Here is a 19,411-nt window from a genome sequence, read left to right as displayed (position 1 = left end):
ACCGCCGGACCGCTGTCGCGTTGCCCCGATCGGGCCGCGGCCGACGCAGATGGAGATCATTTTAGGCGCGCTCGCGGCGGCCGGCGTGGTGTTCGGGCAAACCCGGGCCGCGCTCAGGCGAACAGGGCGACGTAGATGGCTGCGTGGTGGCAGGCCGCGGCGATCACCGTGCAGGCGTGGAAGAACTCGTGATGGCCGAACACGTCGGGCCAGGGGTTCGGGCGGCGCAGGGCGAAGAGGACCGCGCCGGTGCTGTAGCCGATCCCGCCGACGGCGAGCAGGATCAGGGTGGCCGCCCCGCCCGCGTGCAGGAAGTCGGGCAGCACGGGGACCGCCGCCCAGCCCAGGATCAGGTAGAGCGGGGCGGAAACCCAGCGCGGCGCGTGCGGCCAGCGAGTCGCGATGACGGCCCCGGCCAGTGCCCCGGTCCAGACGGTCGCCAGCAACACGGTCGCCTCGGCCGGGCTGAGCAGCAGGACGCAGAGCGGCGTGTAGGTGCCCGCGATGAAAATGTAGATCATGGCGTGGTCGAGCCGCCGCATGATCCGGTAACCCCGCGGGGTCCACACCCGGCGGTGGTAGAGCGCGCTGACGCCGAACAGCGCGCACACCGTCACCCCGTAGATCGAGGTGCTGACCAGCGGAGCCGTACCCGGGCGGGCGGCGGCCAGCCCGGCCATCACGGTGCCGCCGACGACGGCGGCGAAGAAGGCGTACACGTGCAGCCGGCCGCGCATCTGGGGCTGGCCGAAGTCGGCGAGGGCGGGGCGGACGGCGGTGAGGGTCATGCCGCCTGCCGCAGCCGGTCCAGCGAACGGGCCAGCAGCCGGGAGATGTGCATCTGGGAGACGCCGAGCTCGGCGGCGATCTGTGTCTGGGTCAGCTCGTCGTCGAATCGCATGGTGATGATGCGCCTGTCGCGCGGAGACAGGACCGCGAGCCGCTGCCGCAGCCACATCCGGTTCTCGAGCGCGGCCAGGGCGGGGTCGCGGACGCCGAGCAGTTCGCCGAGTCCGCCGTCACGGTCGCCGTCCCCGTCGGGCGCGGGCTGGTCCAGCGACAGCGTCCGGTAGGCGTTGGCGGCCAGGCGGGCGGCGCCTACGTCCTGCGGGCTGACGCCGAGCCGTTCGGCGAGGTGGGCCGTGCTCGGCGTGCTCCGCAACTCGCCGGTCAGGTCCTCGGTCGTGACGGCCAGGTCGCGGTAGAGCTCCTGCACGCGGCGCGGCACGCGGATCTCCCAGGTGGTGTCGCGGAAGTGCCGCCGGATCTCGCCGATGATGGTGGGGAAGGCGTAGCTGGCGAAGGGCAGACCACGGCCCGTATCGAACCTGTCGACAGCCTTGATCAGCCCGATGAGCGCGGCCTGGGTGATGTCGTCGAGGGGTTCGCCACGATGGCGGTATCTGCGGGCGAGGTGGCCCGCCATCGGCAGATACCACTCGATGGCCCGGCTGCGGGCGTCGGACCTGGCCGTGCTGCCGGCCGGTGTGGCCTTGAGCTGTACGAGCAGCGGATCAGGCTCGTGGGGGCGGAACGGTGCGATCCCGGCGGTCGCGGAGCGGCGGCGCGGGTGCCAACGGTCGGGGTGCTCGGGCGGACGCAGCGGCGAGGTGAGGGGTGCGAATGTGGTCATGACGACCTTTCGGACATTGCGGGGTGTGACAGGACCCTCCGTGTCGCGCCGGGGCGCGGGGCGGGGGAATTCGTCTGTCCGGCCGGTGCGCAGAATCGGGGCCGAAGGGGGCGAACGGTCGGCGGCAGAGCCGCCAGCGACCGGGGGACCCAGGCGATGCCTTCACCCTACGCTGTCGCGTTGATGAACATGAGTGGCCTTTACGGCAGTTTTATGTGGTGGCGACACCGTCGGGAGCAGACTCGCGGCCCACGCACCCCGCCGTGACCGCACCGTGAGGCGGCACTGCCCTGTAGCACCGGGCAGGACACTGTCCCTGACACGATCGCGCGGCCGGTTCGCCGGCCGCGCGACCGTCGTCCGGCGAGCCGCCTAAAGTGTGGCTAATGGAGCTGACAGGGGAGTACGTTCCCGGGACCTGGGACATGTCCGTCAAGCAGGTCGAGACCTACGAGGCCAGCGGCGGCACGAAGGGCACCACGATCATGGGCAAGCCCGTCGTCGTCGTGACGATGCGCGGCGCGAAGTCCGGGAAGATCCGCAAGACGCCGCTGATGCGGGTCGAACATGAGGGCAGTTACGCGCTGGTCGCGTCGGTCGGCGGGCGGCCGAGCAACCCCGACTGGTATCACAACCTGGTCGCGAACACCGACGTCATGCTGCAGGACGGTCCGGTCCGCCGCGCGTACACGGTTCATCTGGCCACCGGGGACGAGCGCCGGGAGTGGTGGGACCGGGCGGTCGAGGCGTTCCCGACCTATGCCGACTACCAGCGGAAGGTCACCCGCGAGATCCCGGTCTTCATCCTGGACCCGGCCTGACCTGCACACGGTGTCAGTCGGTGTCGGTGGCGGCCAGTACGGCCAGCCGACGCCGGTCGGGCCCCAGCGCGACGGCGGTCACGTCCCAGGCCACGTCCGCGAACCAGCCGGTCAACGGGTCGAGGCCGAACCACGAGCAGGCCAGCGCCATCGGCTCGATCTCCGCGGGGTCGTCGCCGGGGCAGCCGGCCAGCCCGCCCAGCGACCGCCACGCGGCCAGCCGTCCGTAGGCGCCGTGCTCGCCGCCGCCGTACGCCCCGCCGGTGGAAGCGGACACGAACAGCATCCGCCACACGGCCTCGGGCGCACACGGCACCAGCCCGGGCAAGGGATCGGCATCGCGCAGGCAGGCGAGGTCAAGGGTGGGCAGCACGGCGGCGACGTCCTCGGGCGTCGCCGGTCCGGCCAGTTCGTAGACGCGTGCCTCGTGGCGGCCGTTGGAGTGCGCGAACCAGCCCGCGACCGCCGCGCCGATCGCCTCGTCGTCCTCCGCGGTCGTGACCTCGACGACGTCGAGCGCGGGGTTTTCGGCTCCGGCCTGGATCCGGTGCCCGCCCGCGGGCCGTTCCGGCATGCCGTGACTGCTGCCCGACAGGTGGTAGCCGGGCATCGGCGGCGTTGCCTCCAGCGCGGTCAGCGACAGGGGCAGCCTGCCCAGCGGATGGTGCCGCCAGTGCGGTGACGCGGCCCAGCGGGCGATCGCCGGCGTCTCGTCGAGGCATACCCCCCGCAGTACCAGCTCGTGCACGAGGCAGGCGCGCAGTTCCTCCGTGCCGCCTCCGCCCACGCCGCCGCCGGAGAACACGCCGGCCAGCTCTGCGGGCGCCTTCCCGCAGGCGAGCAGCACGGCGGTGTACCGGGTCCGCGCCCGGCCGCCCCCGCCCGCCAGTCGTGCGGCCTGGGCGACGTTCGCCGCACCCGGGGTCAGCGCCAGCAGCCGCAGGAGCTGGTCCATGACCGAGCCGTACTGCCACACGTCGCGAGTCTCCGAACCGTACCGTTCGGTCAGCGCGACGCCGAGGTCGCCCAGGAACGCGGCATCGCCCGCGGCCAGCCGGCGCTCGGCCAGGTGCCACAGGTCGTTCACGCTGCGTAGCTGCGGTAGCCCTGTCACGATGTCCGAAATGCGATCCGTCATCGCGCAAGCGTAAAGCGATCATCGACGAGCCGGTCCGGGCGGGGTCGGCACCGCCCCATGGCGGGCCGACCGAATCGGAGCCCGGCCTCTAATATGGAGGAGTCACCGGCGGGGGGACAGTCCGATGCGGCTGGTCGGAGAGGGTGTGGGCGGCGGATGTCTGCCGAGGAACGGCTGCACGCGGGCATGGTCTCGATCGACGTTCCGAACGGCCACGCCAACGCTCCCCGCCCCCGGGGCGGGGAGCGTCGGCGTGCCGGTCAGGCCGCGATGAAACCGCGGATCTGGGTCAGCACGCTGGTGTTGGTGAGGAACCCGAGGTGGGTCTCGCACAGCACGTTGGTGTTGGTCGCCCCGTCCAGCCGGGTGCTGGTGTACGGGATGATGATGCCGTCACAGGCCGAGTACCAGGTGCGGTACCTGCCGGTGCCGGGCGTCTCGTCCCCGTCGGCCAGGTCGATCAGGAACAGCGAGCCGGGGTACATCTCGATGCACGAGGCGTTGATCAGGCACGCGCCGGCATAGGTGGTGCCGTGGTTCGCGCCGGCGATCGAGGCGACGTGGCTGACGTTGGCCGAACCGCCCATCTCCTCCAGGTACCACCGGGTGACCAGGCCGCCCATCGAGTGGTTCACGATGGCGACCTTCGACGCGCCGGTCTGGGCCTTGACCTGGTTCACCTTGTCCCGCAGCCCGGCCGCGCTGAGCTGGTTCGAGCCGGCCCAGTTGTAGTCGTAGGTGTAGAGGTTGGTGAAACCGCCGGCCCGGAAGACCGACAGCGCCGTCGTCCAGTTCGACGAGTTGCCGATGAATCCGTGCACGAAGATCACCGGTGTGCTGGTCGCCGCGTTCGCGGGCGCAGCCGGGGCGACCACGAGTGCCGCGGCGGCGACCATGGCCGCGCCGACGGAGATGAGACGTTGGCGGATACGCATTGAGGGAGCCCTCCGTGGGGACGAATTGCGTGGTGCCAACGAGCATCGGAGCGCCGCCCCGCCGTCTGCATCGGTGTAATCGCCGGTTCGCCTGCGGCACCCGGGATCCACCCGCCGCATCGTCGCATCGCCATGTGTGGACGTATATTGGTGGCCGGTGGTACGGCGGCCACTCTCGTTCCCATGTGTTCGGTTTCGTTGATTTGGGATTGAACGTGAACGAAGCCGGCCTGACCCACTGATTGGAGAGCCGATGGGCAACCGCCCCGGCCGTATCGCCGCCACCACCCTGGTCGCGGTCCTCGCCGCCACGCTGCTCGGCGCGCCCGCAGCCACGGCCGCACCGCCCGACTACACCACCAGCGAGGCCGGCAACCCGTTCACCGACGGCTGGTACGCCGATCCCGACACGATCGTCTACGGCGACCGCTACTGGGTGTTCCCGACCACCTCGAAGAGCTACGCCGAGCAGACCTATCTCGACGCGTTCTCGTCCACCGACCTGGTCAACTGGACCAAGCACGCCAACGTGCTGACCAAGGCGAACGTCTCCTGGGCGTCGTACGCCATGTGGGCGCCCGCGCCGATCCAGCGCAACGGCAAGTACTACCTGTACTTCGCGGCCAACGACATCCAGAACAACGCCAGCCTCGGCGGCATCGGCGTGGCGGTGGCGACCCAGCCCCAGGGTCCGTACGCCGACGCGCTGGGCCGCCCGCTCATCGCCCAGTTCCAGAACGGGGCGCAGCCCATCGACCAGGACGTCTTCATCGACGACGACGGCCAGGCCTACCTGTTCTACGGCGGCTGGGGCCACGCCAACGTGGTCAAGCTGAACGCCGACATGATCAGCCTCGGCACGCACACCGACGGCAGCGTCTACAAGGAGATCACTCCGGCGGGCTACGTCGAGGGCCCGCAGATGTTCAAGCGCAACGGAAAGTACTACCTGATGTGGTCCGAGGGCGGCTGGACCGGTCCGGACTACTCCGTCGCGTACGCCATCGCGAACTCGCCGCTCGGCCCGTTCACCCGGCTCGGCAAGGTGCTCGCCCAGGACGCGGCCGTGGCCCGCGGGTCGGGGCACAACTCCGTGGTCAACATCCCCGGCACCGACACCTGGTACATCGTCTACCACCGCCGCCCGCTCAGCGAGACCGACGGCAACCACCGGCAGCTCGCGTACGACCGGATGGTCTTCAACGCCGACGGCACGATCGCCCCGGTGACCATGCGGGTGCGCGACAACTTCGCCGACAACAACGCGCTGGGCTGGCGTACCTTCGGCGGCTCCTGGTCGGCGACCGGCGGGCGTTACACGGCGGCGAACTCGCTGGGCGGCAAGGCCCTGCTGGACACCAACTTCGGCAACTTCACCTACGACGCCGATGTCGCGGTCACCTCGGGCGGCGGCGACGCCGGACTCGTCTTCCGGGTCACCAACGCGGCGACGGGCGCCGACAACTACACCGGCTACTACGCGGGCATCAGCCCCGCGGGCCGGGTCGTGCTCGGCCGGGTCAACAACAACTGGACTCAGCTGCAGGCCACGGCGATGACCGTGGCCGTGGGCACGACCTACCGGCTGCGGGTGACGGCGGTCGGATCCTCCCTCAAGGTGTACGTCGACGACATGACCACCCCGAAGATCAACGTCACGGACGGCACCTACCCGACGGGCGCGACCGGGCTGCGGGTGTTCAACGCCGCAGCCGCCTTCGACAACGTCGCCGTCAGCCCGCCGGTCGGCGTCGGGACCAACCTGGCACAGGGCCGCCCCGCGACCGGCACCACCGCGTGCCAGGCGGCGGAGGGCCCGGAGAAGGCCGTGAACGGCACCGTCAACGGCGGCAACACCGACAAGTTCTGCTCGGCCGTCACCGGAGCCTGGCTGCGCGTCGACCTCGGCGCGGTGCGGGCGATCAACCGGTTCGAGGTGGCGCACGCCCAGGCCGGCGGTGAGTCGGCGAGCCTCAACACCAGGGCGTTCACCATCTCGGTGTCCGCCGACGGGGTGACCTGGACGCAGGCCGTCAGCGCCACCGCCAACACCGCGGCCACCAGCACTCACCCGGTCGGCGTCAGCGGCCGCTACGTCCGGCTGAACGTTGTCACACCCACCCAGAACACTGACATCGCGACCCGCATCTACGAACTGCGCGCCTTCGGCTGACCGCCACCCGCATCCACGAGCCGCGGGTCCTCGGTTTGACCCGATGACGGCGGCGCGGACGCCCCGCCAGATCTGATCTGGCGGGGCGTCTGGCGCCATCAGGGTGGCGGGGTCGGTGCACCGTGCGATCCGGCCGATGACGTGGTGGACGAGAGGAATCTGATGGCGGTGAACCGAACCGGCCTGGCGGTGGAGACATCCGGGCTGGTCAAGACATTCGGCAAGACCCGGGCGGTGGACGGGCTCGACCTGGCGGTCCCCGCCGGGACGGTGTACGGACTGCTCGGGCCCAACGGGGCGGGCAAGACCACGGCGGTGCGCATGCTGGCCACCCTGCTGCGCCCCGACGGGGGAGAGGCCCGGGTGTTCGGGCACGACCTGCGTACCGAGGCCGACGCGGTGCGCACCCGGGTCAGCCTGACCGGCCAGTACGCGTCCGTCGACGAGGACCTGACCGGCACCGAGAACCTGATCCTGCTGAGCAGGCTGCTCGGCTACCGCAAACCGGCCGCCCGCGAGCGCGCCGCGCAGCTGCTGGCCGCCTTCGGGCTGACCGACGCGGCCGACCGGCAGGTGAAGAAGTACTCCGGCGGCATGCGGCGGCGCATCGACATCGCCGCCAGCATCCTGAACACCCCGGACCTGCTGTTCCTGGACGAGCCGACGACGGGCCTGGACCCGCGCAGCCGCAACCAGGTGTGGGAGATCATCCGGGCGGTGGTGGCGCAGGGCACCACCGTGCTGCTGACCACGCAGTACCTGGACGAGGCCGACCAGCTCGCGGGCCGGATCGCGGTCATCGACGAGGGCAAGGTCATCGCCGAGGGCACGCCGGGGCAGCTCAAGTCCTCGATCGGGGCGGGCACCGTGCACCTGCGGCTGCGCGACGCCGCCCAGCGGCCGGAGGCGGAGCGCATCCTGGCGAAGGTGCTGGACACGACCGTGCAGCAGGAGGCCGACCCGGTCGCGCTGACCGCGCGGGTCGGCGGCTCGGGTGCGGCGGTGGACGCCGCCGCAGCGGGTTCGCGGGCACTGGCGGAGCTGGCCGGGGCGGGCATCGTCGTCGACGAGTTCTCCCTCGGCCAGCCCAGCCTCGACGAGGTGTTCCTGGCCCTGACCGACAAGGCCGCGCGCAACGAGGAGAAGGCATGAGCGAGCGAAGCGAGCGAATCATGTGGCCGCAGAACCGTGCCGCCGACGAGCGCAGCGAGGAGAAGGCATGAGCACCACGACCGTCGCACCTGACACGACGGCCTACACGCCGTCGGCCGAGACCATCGCCGCGGTGCTGGCACCGGGCGAGAAGCCGAGGCGGCCCGGACCGGTGTCGGCGTCGCTGACCTTCGGCTGGCGCGCCATGCTGAAGATCAAGCACGTGCCCGAGCAGCTGTTCGACGTCACGATGTTCCCGATCATCATGACGCTGATGTTCACGTACCTGTTCGGCGGCGCGCTGGCCGGTTCGCCGCGCGAATACCTGCAGTACCTGCTGCCCGGCATCATGGTCACCAGCGTCGTCATGATCACGATGTACACCGGGGTCGGCCTGAACACCGACATCGAGAAGGGCGTCTTCGACCGCTTCCGCACCCTGGCCGTATGGCGGCCCGCCGCCCTGGTCGGCATGATCCTCGGCGACGTACTGCGCTACGTGCTGGCCGCGGTCGTCATCGTGGGCGTGGGTCTGGTGCTGGGCTTCCGGCCCGGCGGCGGCGTCATGGGCGTGCTGGCCGGCATCGGCCTGCTGGTGGTGTTCTCGTTCGCGTTCTCCTGGATCTGGACCTGGCTGGGCCTCATCCTGCGCAGCGAGAAATCGGTGATGGGCGTCAGCATGCTGGTGCTGTTCCCGCTGACCTTCCTCAGCAACGTGTTCGTCGAACCCCTCACGATGCCCGGCTGGTTGCAGGCGTTCGTCGACGTCAACCCGATCACCCACCTGGTCGCGGCGGTGCGCTCGGTGATGGCCGGCGCTCCCGACGCCGGGGCGATCACGTGGGTGCTGGTGGCGAGCGCGGTGTGCACCGCGGTGTTCGGCGCGCTGACCATGCACCGGTACAACCGCAAGTGACGGCCCCCGGCGGTGCTCCTCGCCGCAGCTGACAAGTCTGCCCTGGCGGCGTTCACAGCCGCCAGGGCAGAGCCGTGTCCGGGTGGTAGCCGCATGCGTTCCCGGTCGAGACACTCGCGCGCAGGTGCGCGGCCAGCTCCGGGTGTAGCTCGTCGAGCCGTCGCAGCGTGTCGCGGATGCGTGCGGTGACCGCCTTGCGGGCGCGCTCGGCGTCGTCGCCGAGCCGCCGGGTGCGCCCGCCCAGCCCCGCGGCCGCCCGCAGCTCCGCGAGCAGGGCCTCGCGTTCGGACTCCAGCGCCGCCCGCCGTCCCGCGTCGTCCCGCCGGGCGGCGGCGTCGAGTTCGTCGTCGAGCTGGTCGAGCCGCTGCCGGTAGAGCGTCTTCGCGGTCTCGTCGAGCACCGGGTCGGCGCCCATCCGCCGGGCCGCGAGGACCGTCGCGCCGCCCGGCGGGTCGGCCAGCTCGACCGCCGGAATGTCCGCGCCGGGGTGGCTGATCAGCTCGTGCAGGTCGCGCAGGCCCTTGGCGTCGGGCAGGTGCACGGTGCGGCCCGCGTACCGCAGCCGCCAGGTGGCGTCCTCCCGCCGGAACTCGTACGCGGCGGCGTCCCCGGGCCGGGTGCCGGGGACCTCGCCGTCCATGCCGACGGGCGCGTTCGCCACGTCGCCCGCACCGGCACCTCGGGCGGCCACGGACAGGTGCGACATGCCCAGCGCGGCGGCTTCGCGGACGGCCTCGTCCCGCAGCCGGGCGGCGGTCTGCGCGTCACCCGTCGCGCCCCGGCCGGACAGAGCGCGGGCCAGGCCCGCACGGGCCCGCACGGCCCACGGCCGGGCCTGCATCCGGTCGGCCGATTCGGCTGCGGCCGTGTATCCGGCCACGGCATCGTCCCAGCGCCGCGCCGCCGCGTCGACCTCGGCCAGCCAGAAGTCCAGCGGGCCGCTGACGTCACAGCCCCACAGCGACACCGCCCACTCGCCGCGATACGGCGTCAGCGCCTCCCGCGCGCTCGCGCACCGGTCCGGATCCGCCGTCGCCGCCGCCAGCTGGGCGCGCAGGCGCAGCCACAGCCGGGTGACCGAGGTCGGGTACGGGTCGTGCGCGCTGAGCGCTTCGGCGGTCGCCACCAGCCGCAGCGCGGTGGCCGTGTCTCCGCGCTCGACCGCGGTGATCGCCTGGACCAGCGGCAGGTACGGGTGGTCCTGTGCGTTGAGCTGCGCCAGCAGGCGTTCCGCCTGGGTGAATTGCCCGCGCTGCATCGCCAGCGCCCACTCCAGGTGGTACTGCATGAACGTGAAGTCGGCGTGCGGATGCCCCTCGCTGGTGCGCAGCTGCGCCAGCAGGTCTTCGGCCTCGGCGAAGCGGCCCCGCGCGGTGTCGACGACGGCCTGGTCGACCAGCAGCGAGATCCGCATGCGCAGACTGCCGTCGCGCTCGGCCGCCGCCACGAACGCCCGCACCTGGTCCAGGTAGGCCGGGTCACCCATCTCCAGCAGCGCCACCCAGCGGAACGACGCGGCCAGCGCCTCGGTGCCGGTGTCGGCCGAGCGCCGGCTGACCTCCTCCATCTCGGCGGTCAGCGCCTCCCGCTCCCGCGCGCCGCCGGGCCCCCAGCTGATGTCGTGGCGTGCCCACAGGCTGAACATCAGCGCCTCGTCGTCGCGCCCGTCGCGGGCGATCACCTCGGTGCGGATGATCAGGCTCTGCGCCAGCTGCGCCGGGGTCGCGGCCTCCGCGCCGTCGCCGATCAGCGCCCGGTACGCGTCCCGGAGCAGCCCCTGCCGCAGCCCGGTGTGCGCGTCGCCGTTGCGGCCGTGCCGGTGCACGATGAGCGCCACCCAGGCCAGCAGCTCCCCGTCCCCGGTGTCCCGGGCCAGCGCGGCGGCCTGCTCGAACAGCTCCCAGCCTTCGTCCTTGTCGCCCAGGTGGTACACACTGCGGCCCAGGTCGATCAGCACCCGTACCCGCCGGACGGGCTCGCGCACCAGCGCCAGCGCGCGCCGGTAGTGCGCCATCGCCTCGTCGGTGGCCAGCCGGTCACCGGCATCTGCGGCCGCCGCGAGCAGCCGCGCGACCGCGACCTCCGGCTCCACCAGCGGGCCCGCCAGGTACGCGTGCCGGGCCAGGTCGGCCGGCAGCACCTGCCCGGCGAGCTCCGGTGCGGCCTCGGCCGCTCGCACCACCGCCGCGTGCAGCTCCTGCCGGGCAGGCTCGGCCAGCCCGTCGTGCAGCGCCTCGCGGACCAGGTCGTGCGCGAACCCGTACCGTCCCGCGCCGAGTGCGGCGACCAGGCGGGCCTCCTCGGCCTGCGTCAGCAGCCGGTCCACCTCCGCCGCGGGGATCCCGGCCGTCGCCGCGAGCACCGGTCGCGGGAACTCCCGGCCGAGCACCGCCGCCGCGGACAGCAGCCTGGTGACGTCCGCCGGGAGCAGGGCCAGCCGTCGGGACAGTGCATCACGCACCCCGGGCGCGACCGCGGTCGCGCCGCCGCCGCTGTGCCACAGCCGCGCCGTCTGCTCCACGAAGAACGGGTTGCCGCCGGTCCGCCGATGCACCTCGGCCGCGAGGGTCGGGTCCGGGGCCTGCCCGGCGGTCCGCGCCATCAGCTCGGCGACCTCGTCGCGGCCCAGCCCGGTGAGCGTGACGGTGGTCGCCTTGACCGACAGCGGCAGCATCAGCTCCCGCAGCGGGTGGCCGGCCGCCTCCACCTCGACGTCGCGGTATGCGCCGAGCAGCAGCACCCGCTCCGACCAGGTGTGCTGTGCGGCGAACCGGAGCAGCCGCAGCGACGCCGCGTCGGCCCAGTGCAGGTCGTCCAGGCTCACCACGAGCGGGTGGCGCTGCGACAGGGTGACGAACGCGGTGGTGACCGCGTCGAACAGCGGGAACTCGCCGTCCAGCGCCGGCAGGCCGTCGTCCGGGCCGCTTTCGCCGAGCAGCACCGACAGGCCCGGCCCGGCGGCCTGCCGCGCCGCCGCCCAGTCGGCCTGGCCGACGCCGCGGCGGACCGCCCGCAGCACCTGCGTCCACGGCCAGAACCCGGGCGCGCTGTCGCCGTCCCAGCAGGTTCCGGCGACCACCAGGGCCCCCGCGGCGCGGGCCTGCGCCATCGCCGTGGTGAGCAGCGACGTCTTGCCGATGCCCGCCTCCCCGGCGACCAGCACCAGCCCGCCGTGCCCGGCCATCGCACGGGCGACCTCGTCACGCAGCAGCGCCGACGGGTGGGCACGCCCGATCAGCCCCGCGGTCATGCCGCCCCCGCGTGGTCCGTCGCCGTGCCGTGAATGCCCATCGGGGCACCAGGTTATCCGCCACCCCGGACATCGCCACGGTGATGCCGCGGGTCACCGGCGACTTTCGTCCCGGTCGCGTGCCTGTAGCGCCGATGTAGGGCGAATGTAGGCAATGCCGTCATCGTGAGCCGGTCGGCTGTCCGTCGGTGGGAAGGAAGCCCCATGCCGGTTCGTCATCGTAGGTTCGTGCAGGTCACAGGGTTGGCGGCGGTGCTGATCGCCGCGGGGTTGGCGAGCCCCGCCGCGTCGTCGGCCGCGCCGAGCCCGGCCTCGCCCGCCCCGGCGGCGGCGGTCGCGGACCGGGTGCTGCGGGTCTACAACAACAACATCGAGAACCTGGTTACCAACAACGCCGACGGCTCGTGTACCCGGATCTCCGGCCCGGACCACCTGACCTCGATGCTGGTCGACGACGCCGGGCGCACCGGCACGGCCGGCGTGGTCGCGCCCGACATCCTCATCGTGCAGCAGGTGCGCGGCACCGGGCAGGCCTCCGCCTACGCCGACCAGCTGTCGGCGAAGTTCGGCTACCCGGCGGGCACGTACAAGGCGATCGTGGTCTGGGACGACCCGGAGCCGTGGGGCAGCACCCACCGGTGCGACGACCAGTCCCTGGGCGACCTGAAGAAGAAGCAGACCAACGGGATCATCTACAACACGCAGCGGCTGAGCCTGGCCGCCGGCGACGTGTCGGCGTACTGGAGCGCGGGCTGGCTCAAGCCGGGCACGGCCTACGGCAACGGTGCGGGGTGCACCCTGTACAAGCCGCCGAACAACGACGACGGCAGCACCAACGAGTGGAAGTGGAAGCGCACCAGCGCCATCGCCGCCCGCTTCACCGTCAAGGCGACCGGCACCAGCGTGTTCGTGGCGACCATGCACCTGCCGCAGGAGAACCGGCAGAACGCCTGCGCGGGCGCCGGCGACAAGGGCATCGGAAGCACCGGCATCCACCTCGGCGCCGACGCCACCAGCCTGCTCAACGCCTCCACGATCCGGATCGTCGGCATCGATGCCAACCGCACCGGCATCCCGGCGAGCACGCTGAGCACGTATGGGATGAACGGCTACGGCACGAAGGCGACCAACGGCTCCAGCAAGATCGACTACCTGTTCATCAGGGGCACCGTGCAGTCCTCGCCCATCGGCCACACCGTCGGCAGCACGAAGTCCAACCACCTCGCCCTGTACGGGTTCATCGCCTTCTGACTCCGGGCGCGGCCGGGCGCGTCACCGCGTCCGGCCGCGGCAGGTCAGTCCGCGGGACGGTCGAAGTCGGGCAGTACGAGCTCTCCGTTCGGGCCCAGCGTGAAGCCCGGATTGTGGGCGATCTCCCAGACGTGGCCGTCCGGATCGGCGAAGAAGCCCGCGTAGCCACCGTAGAAGGTCTCCTGGGCGTCCTTCGTCACCGCCGCCCCGGCCTCGGCCGCGACGGCCATGATCTCGTCGACCTCGGCGCGGGTGCGCACGTTGTGTGCCAGGCACACACCGCCGAACCCGTCCCCGCCCGGGTCCGCGACACCGGCGTCGGCGGCGACCTTGTCCCGGCCCCAGAGCACCACCGCGATGCCGCCGGTCTGGAAGAACACGGTCTGCTCGATCTCCTGGCCCCGCCAGCCGAGCCGCTCGTAGAAGGCCCGGGCCCGAGCCAGATCCGCGACCCCGAGCGTCACGATGCTGATGCGCTGCTCCATCGGTGCACCGTAACCCGGCCTCGGCCGGCGCGTGGGCCACTCGTGTCAAGGTTGTGATCTTCGTCGATCGGCTGGCACGGGTTCACCCGTTTGGTTAGGGTGCGGGGCGGCGCCCCACCGGGCGCGACCCCCATGGAAAGGCGCGAGACATGACCTCCCCCTCCGGTATGCCGTCGCGGCGGCAGCTGCTCACCGGCGCTGCCGCGGCCGTCGTCGCGGGACCGCTGGTCGCCGCCGCCCCGGCCCAGGCGGCCGGGCACGGGCAGCCGCAGACCTACGACCTGACGGTCCTCGGCACCTCGGACACCCACGGCAACGTCTTCAACTGGGACTACTACCGCGACAAGGAGTACGACGACAGCGCGCACAACGACGTCGGCGTCGCGAAGGTGGCCACCCTGGTCAACCAGATCCGTGCCGAGCGCAAGGGCAAGGCCACGCTGGTCCTCGACGCCGGTGACACCATCCAGGGCACCCCGCTGGCGACGTTCTACGCCAAGCAGGAGCCGATCACGTCGACGGGCGAGCGGCACCCGATGGCCCGCGCGATGAACGTCATCGACTACGACGCCATCACGCTGGGCAACCACGAGTTCAACTACGGGCTGCCGCTGCTGGACCTGTGGATCCGCCAGCTGGGCTTCCCGGCGCTGGCCGCCAACGCGGTCAAGGCGCGCTCCGGCAAGCCGGCGTTCACCCCGTACGTGATCAAGAAGGTCTCGCTGGGCCACGGCGCGCCCTCGCTGCGGGTGGGCATCCTGGGCCTGACCAACCCCGGCGTCGCGATCTGGGACAAGGCCAACGTCGAGGGCAAGCTGCGCTTCGAGGACATGATCGCGACCGCCGCGAAGTACGTGCCGATCATGCGCGACCACGGCGCCGACATCGTGCTGATCTCCGCGCACGGCGGTGACAACGGCGTGTCCAGCTACGGCGACCTGCTGCCGAACGAGAACCCGACCGCGCTGATCGCGCAGCAGGTGCCCGGCATCGACGCGATCCTGTTCGGCCACGCCCACAACGAGGTCGTGGAGAAGTTCGTCGCCAACGAGACCACCGGCGAGCTGGTGCTGCTTACCGAGCCGTCCAAGTGGGGCCAGCGGGTGACCCGGATGGACTTCACGCTCAGCCGCGAGCGCGGCCGCTGGAAGGTCACCGCCAAGCACGCCACCATGCTGAACACCAACACCGTCGTCGAGGACCCGAAGGTCGTCGCTGCGGTGAAGGCGCAGCACGACAAGACCGTGGCCTACATCAACCAGGTGGTCGCCACCTCGGTGGTGGAACTGTCCGCGGAGCAGTCCCGCTACGTCGACACCCCCATTCTCGACTTCATCAACAAGGTGCAGACCGACACGGTGGCCGCGGCCATGGTCGGCACCCCGCAGGCCGGGCTGCCGGTGCTGTCGATCTCCGCGCCGTTCAGCCGTACCGCGCTGTTCCCGGCCGGCGACGTGAAGATCAAGGACCTGGCCGGGCTGTACATCTACGACAACACCCTCGAGGCTGTGGTGCTCACCGGCGCCGAGGTCCGGGCCTACCTGGAGTTCTCGGCCAAGTACTTCCGGACGCTCGCCCCGGGCGCGCCGGTCGACCCGGCCGCGATCAGCGAGCCGGGCGTGCCGGACTACAACTACGACACGTTCTCCGGCGTCGACTACGACATCGACATCAGCAAGCCGGTGGGCCAGCGCATCACGGTCCTCAACCACGCCGGTACGACGACCCCGGTCGCCGACACCGACCAGTTCGTGGTGGCGGTGAACAACTACCGGCGCAGCGGCGGCGGCGGCTTCCCCGGCATCGTCAAGACGCAGGTCTACAACGAGCAGCAGGAGATCCGCCAGCTGCTCATCGACTGGGCGCAGGCCAAAAGCTCCATCGACCCGGCCGACTTCTTCCAGCAGAACTGGCGCCTGGTGCGCGAGGGCGTCCCGGTCTTCTGATCCCGGATCCGCGTCACGTACGAGGGCTGGTCCCGTGCGGTGTGCCGATGTCTCACGACCGGCACACCGCACGCGGCACGGTTCGCGTCGCCGGTGGTCCCAGCCGTCGACGGCGCGTCGAGATCCGCAGCCTGGGGGAGCGCAGGCGGTTGACGGCATACTCGACGGGTGACCGACTCCCCGCCCAGCCCGACCGCGCCGATCGGCTCCCGCAACGAGGTGTTCACCGCCTACCTCGACCACTACCGGGCCACCGTGATCACCACCGTCGAGCAGATGTCCGAGGCGGATCAGCGCCGCAGCCGGCTCGTATCCGGTTGGACGCCGGTGGAGCTGCTCAAACACCTGCGCTTCGTCGAGCTGCGGTGGATCGCGTGGGGCTTCGAGGGCCGTGACGTCGGCTACCCGTGGGGCGACCGGCGCGACGACCGCTGGCACGTCGACCCGTCCGAGTCGGTGACCGAGCTGGTCGCCGTGCTGCTGGCGCAGGGCGAGCACACCCGCGAGGTCGTCCTGGCCACGGACCTGGCCACGGTGGGCCGCCCCAGCGAGCGCTGGGAAGGGGCCGAGCCGCCCACCCTGGAGCGCGTCCTGTTCCACCTGCTGCAGGAGTACGCCCGTCACGCCGGCCACCTGGACATCGTCGCCGAGCTTGCCGCGGCCGAGACCACCGCATGATCGTCTGGTAACGTCACCGCTCACGCGACCGATTCGAGGAGGTGAGACCCATCAACGCGACATCAGGCTGGGTGCTCCCCCTCCGCCAGGCAGTGCGGTCCATCTGACGTAGGTGGCCGTCGGGGCGCCCGTGAGGCATCCCGGAAGGCGAATCACCTATGACGACCTACTTCGGCTCCGACGGAGCCATGCTGCACTACGACGAGCTGAACCACGGCCGAGCCGGCGGACCGCCGGTCGTCGCGCTCGCCGGTGGTGCGGCCATGCATCCGCGATACCTGGGCGACCTGGCCGGACTCGGCGACGCCCGGCGGCTGATCCTGCCCCACCTGCGCGGTGTGGGACGTTCCCCGCTGCCGGAGTCCGCGGAGACGGCGTCCTTCTGGCGACAGGCCGAGGACATCGAGCAGCTGCGCGTCCAGCTGGGCCTGGACCGGATGGTGCTACTGGGCCACTCGGCGGGCACCCGGCTCGCGATCAGCTACGCGGCGCGCTTCCCGGACCGGCTCGCCGGACTGGTGCTGGTCACGCCGCCGGCCGGTTACCTGGTCGACGAGCCGTCCGACACCCCGGCGCTGATCGACGCGCGGCGCGGTGACCCCGTCTTCGACACCGCGGTCGCGGCCTGGGCCACCGGGCCCGGCAGCCATGACGACGCCGGGTTCAACGCGTGGTACCGGCAGGTGGCCCCGCTCGGCTACGCCGCCTGGGGTGAGCTGGAGCAGGTCCACGCGGCGACCGCGCTGTACAGCTTCGCGGCGAACCGGGCGTATTTCAGCGTCGAACCGCCGGCAGACCTCGCGCGGCGCCTCGGCGAGGTCGCCGCGCCCGTGCTGGTCCTCGCGGGAGCGCAGGACTGCAGCGCCGGGCTGGCTCCGGTGCGCGCGCTGTCCCGGCTCTTCCCGTCAGCCGAGTTCACCGTCATCGAGCGCTGTGGACACCACCCCTGGGTGGAGCAGCCGGCCGCGTTCCGCGCCGCCGTCGACGACTTCCTGCGGCCGTTGACCTTCTGATCCGCCGCTGGCCCGGCGGACGGTCGTCGTCAGCCGGGCGGTGTGTGCCCGCCGGGGATTCCGGCGGGCACACACCCCGGGCCGACCACGCCTCGCCGCAGGCATGATCAGGAGCCCGGGGCCCGGGAGTCAGCTGACGGGGTTCCAACCGTCGCTGCCGGCCAGGTATGCCTGTGCGGTGAACTGCGGCGCGTCCGCGTCGGGTAGCTGTGGCCGGTCCGCGGTGACGGTGGAGCCGGGCCCGGTGTTGCGGTACTCGAAGAACCGGGCGTCCCGCCAGGAGAAGCCGGACATGTCCGTCCACGGGGCGTCCTTGATGTGGGCGCCCAGCACGGAGTCGCGGAGGAGCACCTGTGCGATCGCGTTGACGTCGCCGCTGGGGTGCCACGGCCGTCCGAGGTGGACGCTCTGCGCGGCGACGCCGGCCGGTGCGGTCAGCGTGCACCGGGTGAACAGGTAGCCGTACGGGTTGGTGATGGTGGTCGAGGCCGCGGTGACGTACCCGTTGTTGCTCGTCGATCCGCGGTTGAGCGAGCGGATCTCGCAGCGGTCGAAGACCGCCGTACCGCGGCCGAAGATGAAGTCGACGTCGCCTTCGATGTAGCAGTTCCGGTAGTAGGCCCGGCTGACGGTCGCCGCGTTGGGGGAGCTCGGCTGGAGCGTGTCCTGGTTGCCGAGGATCCGCACGTTGTCGAAGACCAGGCGGTCACCACGGGTCGTCACGGCGACGGCCTGCTCGGCGCTGTAGTCGTGGGCGGCCTCGTCGAACGTGTTCGAGAAGGTCAGGTTGCGGGCCGTGAAGTCGTTGCCCTCCAGCATCACCGAGGTACTGCCGGTGGTGCCGTAGGTGCCGCTGCCGTCGGGCTTGGGCGTGCCGCTGGCGTTGTCGTACGTGATGACGACGTCGGCGGCGTTGCCGGTGGTGCCGACGAACGACACGAACGGCTTGTTCGCGGGCACCGTCACCAGCTCCCGGTAGGTGCCGGGTTTGATGCTGATCGTGACGCGGCTCGTATTGTTCGCGGGCACGGCGTCGACGGCGGCCTGCACCGTGGTGTGGTGGCCGCTGCCGTCCTCGGCCACCACGATCGCGCCGACGGGTGGCGGGCTGGCCGACGGCGGGGCCGACGGGCTGCTCGACGGCGAAGGCGTGGCCGGGGGAGAGGCGCTGGGGGAGGGCGCGGCGCTGTCGGACACGGTCACGTCGTCGAAGGACGCGGCGGCGTAGAAGGTCGCGAGACCGATGCCCCCCGTGGCGAACTGGGCGTCGGTGGCGGTCAGCACGATCGCACCGTTGACCGTGCCGCGCAGGGCGGTGCCCGACACCGACAGCGACAGCGTGTGCCAAGCGCCGGTGGTGACGGTGGCCGAAGCGGTGGCCAGGGTGGTGGACGAGCCGCCGACCAGCTTCTTCAGCTCCACGGTGTGGTTGGACCGCAGGGCCAGGTAGTAGTAGCTGGTGTTCGACTGGGCCCGGGCGATGACGGCGGTGAAGCGGTTGGCCCCGTTGAAGGCGGTGGGCTTGACCCGGGCGGTGACCGTGTAGTCCCGCCACGACGACGACCCGGCCAGTGCGCGGGCGTCCGAGCTGGTGCCGGACTGGCGCAGCACCCTGCTGCCGTCGGTGGCGACGCTCCAGCTCCCGCCGGAGGAGGTCCAGCCGGCCGAGTTGCCGTCCTCGAAGTCGTCGGCGTAGAGCGTGGCCGCCGCGGCGGTGGCGGTGAAGGTCAGCGTGGCCATCGCGGTGGCCAGGGCCAGGCCGGCGGCGGCGGTCGCCACCGGCCGCCATCGGGCGCGGCGGAGCAGGTCGGTGATGAACATGTGTCGGCTCCACTCTGTGGGGCGTCGGCGTCCCAGCGGGACGCCGCACGAAATGGAAAGCGCTTTCCGCCGCAACCTACGCGGCCACCATCGTGATGTCAATCGATGCCGATGATCCGCCGGTGAGACCGCCCGTCGGCCGTCATGTGTTCCCGGTCCGGCGCGGGCGGCGGTCCGGCGCAAGTGTCCTGCCACCGGT

General features: G+C 71.7%; 15 protein-coding genes. 8 read left to right on the top strand and 7 right to left on the bottom strand.

Annotation, left to right across the window (positions count from 1 at the left end; all coding sequences use genetic code 11):
* Positions 1 to 113: 113 nt before the first annotated feature.
* Positions 114 to 788 (bottom strand): PAQR family membrane homeostasis protein TrhA, encoded by a 675-nt coding sequence (gene trhA, locus FLL47_RS09910; protein ID WP_144120151.1) that lies wholly within the window; start codon positions 786 to 788, stop codon positions 114 to 116.
* Positions 785 to 1,633, bottom strand: coding sequence for a SigB/SigF/SigG family RNA polymerase sigma factor (locus FLL47_RS09905; protein ID WP_144120150.1), 849 nt, complete (start codon positions 1,631 to 1,633; stop codon positions 785 to 787). The genes trhA and FLL47_RS09905 overlap by 4 nt, the downstream gene beginning before the upstream one ends.
* A gap of 386 nt (positions 1,634 to 2,019) precedes the next feature.
* Here FLL47_RS09905 and FLL47_RS09900 point away from each other — a divergent pair, with 386 nt between their 5' ends.
* The gene (locus FLL47_RS09900; RefSeq protein ID WP_144120149.1) at positions 2,020 to 2,454 is read left to right on the top strand and encodes a nitroreductase family deazaflavin-dependent oxidoreductase; all 435 of its coding nucleotides are present in this window, start codon (positions 2,020 to 2,022) and stop codon (positions 2,452 to 2,454) included.
* A gap of 13 nt (positions 2,455 to 2,467) precedes the next feature.
* Here FLL47_RS09900 and FLL47_RS09895 read toward each other — a convergent pair whose 3' ends face one another.
* Together FLL47_RS09895 and FLL47_RS09890 are read right to left on the bottom strand one after the other, a co-directional pair.
* On the bottom strand, positions 2,468 to 3,592 hold the full coding sequence (locus FLL47_RS09895; protein ID WP_144120148.1) for a DUF6183 family protein: 1,125 nt from the start codon (positions 3,590 to 3,592) through the stop codon (positions 2,468 to 2,470).
* Positions 3,593 to 3,852: 260 nt separating this feature from the next.
* A complete protein-coding gene (locus FLL47_RS09890; RefSeq protein WP_144120147.1) occupies positions 3,853 to 4,527 on the bottom strand; it encodes an esterase/lipase family protein in 675 nt (224 codons plus the stop codon).
* A gap of 253 nt (positions 4,528 to 4,780) precedes the next feature.
* Here FLL47_RS09890 and FLL47_RS09885 point away from each other — a divergent pair, with 253 nt between their 5' ends.
* From FLL47_RS09885 to FLL47_RS09875, 3 genes are all read left to right on the top strand, one after another.
* Positions 4,781 to 6,700: a family 43 glycosylhydrolase gene (locus FLL47_RS09885; protein WP_144120146.1), complete on the top strand. Its 1,920-nt coding sequence runs from the start codon at positions 4,781 to 4,783 to the stop codon at positions 6,698 to 6,700.
* Between the two features lie 162 nt (positions 6,701 to 6,862).
* Positions 6,863 to 7,852: an ATP-binding cassette domain-containing protein gene (locus tag FLL47_RS09880; protein ID WP_144120145.1), complete on the top strand. Its 990-nt coding sequence runs from the start codon at positions 6,863 to 6,865 to the stop codon at positions 7,850 to 7,852.
* 67 nt (positions 7,853 to 7,919) lie between these two features.
* Entirely contained in the window at positions 7,920 to 8,768 is an 849-nt protein-coding gene (locus FLL47_RS09875) for an ABC transporter permease (RefSeq protein ID WP_144120144.1), read from the top strand.
* 52 nt (positions 8,769 to 8,820) lie between these two features.
* On the opposite strand, the gene FLL47_RS09870 is transcribed toward FLL47_RS09875, so the two are convergent.
* Positions 8,821 to 12,018 carry an ATP-binding protein gene (locus FLL47_RS09870; RefSeq protein WP_144120143.1) on the bottom strand — a complete coding sequence of 1,066 codons (3,198 nt, stop codon included), beginning with the start codon at positions 12,016 to 12,018 and terminating at the stop codon, positions 8,821 to 8,823.
* Between the two features lie 228 nt (positions 12,019 to 12,246).
* Between FLL47_RS09870 and FLL47_RS09865 the strand changes: the two genes are divergently transcribed.
* Positions 12,247 to 13,269 carry a hypothetical protein gene (locus tag FLL47_RS09865; protein ID WP_222106014.1) on the top strand — a complete coding sequence of 341 codons (1,023 nt, stop codon included), beginning with the start codon at positions 12,247 to 12,249 and terminating at the stop codon, positions 13,267 to 13,269.
* 44 nt (positions 13,270 to 13,313) lie between these two features.
* On the opposite strand, the gene FLL47_RS09860 is transcribed toward FLL47_RS09865, so the two are convergent.
* Complete coding sequence (locus FLL47_RS09860) at positions 13,314 to 13,754, bottom strand: VOC family protein (RefSeq protein WP_144120142.1); 441 nt, start codon at positions 13,752 to 13,754, stop codon at positions 13,314 to 13,316.
* 149 nt (positions 13,755 to 13,903) lie between these two features.
* On the opposite strand from FLL47_RS09860, the gene FLL47_RS09855 reads away from it, so the two are divergent.
* The 3 genes from FLL47_RS09855 to FLL47_RS09845 all read left to right on the top strand — a co-directional run bounded on the left by FLL47_RS09855 (position 13,904) and on the right by FLL47_RS09845 (position 17,391).
* Positions 13,904 to 15,700 carry a bifunctional metallophosphatase/5'-nucleotidase gene (locus FLL47_RS09855; RefSeq protein WP_144120141.1) on the top strand — a complete coding sequence of 599 codons (1,797 nt, stop codon included), beginning with the start codon at positions 13,904 to 13,906 and terminating at the stop codon, positions 15,698 to 15,700.
* A gap of 168 nt (positions 15,701 to 15,868) precedes the next feature.
* The gene (locus tag FLL47_RS09850) at positions 15,869 to 16,378 is read left to right on the top strand and encodes a mycothiol transferase (RefSeq protein ID WP_144120140.1); all 510 of its coding nucleotides are present in this window, start codon (positions 15,869 to 15,871) and stop codon (positions 16,376 to 16,378) included.
* 158 nt (positions 16,379 to 16,536) lie between these two features.
* Complete coding sequence (locus FLL47_RS09845; protein WP_144120139.1) at positions 16,537 to 17,391, top strand: alpha/beta fold hydrolase; 855 nt, start codon at positions 16,537 to 16,539, stop codon at positions 17,389 to 17,391.
* A 129-nt stretch (positions 17,392 to 17,520) separates the two neighbouring features.
* Here the strand turns inward: FLL47_RS09845 and FLL47_RS09840 are convergent, their stop codons facing one another.
* Positions 17,521 to 19,212 (bottom strand): pectinesterase family protein, encoded by a 1,692-nt coding sequence (locus tag FLL47_RS09840; RefSeq protein ID WP_144120138.1) that lies wholly within the window; start codon positions 19,210 to 19,212, stop codon positions 17,521 to 17,523.
* Positions 19,213 to 19,411: the final 199 nt, after the last annotated feature.

The organism is Catellatospora sichuanensis (assembly GCF_007483665.1).
In the GTDB taxonomy this organism is placed as follows: domain Bacteria; phylum Actinomycetota; class Actinomycetes; order Mycobacteriales; family Micromonosporaceae; genus Catellatospora; species Catellatospora sichuanensis.
The sequence above is the reverse complement of the archived record's forward strand: the minus strand, read 5'-3'. Positions and strand labels throughout refer to the sequence as shown.

Excerpts from the sequence above, each read along its gene's own strand:
- FLL47_RS09885 (WP_144120146.1), top strand. The coding sequence starts at position 4,781 with ATGGGCAACCGCCCCGGCCGTATCGCCGCCACCACCCTGGTCGCGGTC.
- FLL47_RS09880 (WP_144120145.1), top strand. The coding sequence starts at position 6,863 with ATGGCGGTGAACCGAACCGGCCTGGCGGTGGAGACATCCGGGCTGGTC.
- FLL47_RS09840 (WP_144120138.1), bottom strand. The coding sequence starts at position 19,212 with ATGTTCATCACCGACCTGCTCCGCCGCGCCCGATGGCGGCCGGTGGCG.
- FLL47_RS09845 (WP_144120139.1), top strand. The coding sequence starts at position 16,537 with ATGACGACCTACTTCGGCTCCGACGGAGCCATGCTGCACTACGACGAG.
- FLL47_RS09900 (WP_144120149.1), top strand. The coding sequence starts at position 2,020 with ATGGAGCTGACAGGGGAGTACGTTCCCGGGACCTGGGACATGTCCGTC.
- FLL47_RS09895 (WP_144120148.1), bottom strand. The coding sequence starts at position 3,592 with ATGACGGATCGCATTTCGGACATCGTGACAGGGCTACCGCAGCTACGC.
- FLL47_RS09905 (WP_144120150.1), bottom strand. The coding sequence starts at position 1,633 with ATGACCACATTCGCACCCCTCACCTCGCCGCTGCGTCCGCCCGAGCAC.
- FLL47_RS09870 (WP_144120143.1), bottom strand. The coding sequence starts at position 12,018 with ATGACCGCGGGGCTGATCGGGCGTGCCCACCCGTCGGCGCTGCTGCGT.
- FLL47_RS09855 (WP_144120141.1), top strand. The coding sequence starts at position 13,904 with ATGACCTCCCCCTCCGGTATGCCGTCGCGGCGGCAGCTGCTCACCGGC.
- FLL47_RS09890 (WP_144120147.1), bottom strand. The coding sequence starts at position 4,527 with ATGCGTATCCGCCAACGTCTCATCTCCGTCGGCGCGGCCATGGTCGCC.
- trhA (WP_144120151.1), bottom strand. The coding sequence starts at position 788 with ATGACCCTCACCGCCGTCCGCCCCGCCCTCGCCGACTTCGGCCAGCCC.
- FLL47_RS09860 (WP_144120142.1), bottom strand. The coding sequence starts at position 13,754 with ATGGAGCAGCGCATCAGCATCGTGACGCTCGGGGTCGCGGATCTGGCT.
- FLL47_RS09875 (WP_144120144.1), top strand. The coding sequence starts at position 7,920 with ATGAGCACCACGACCGTCGCACCTGACACGACGGCCTACACGCCGTCG.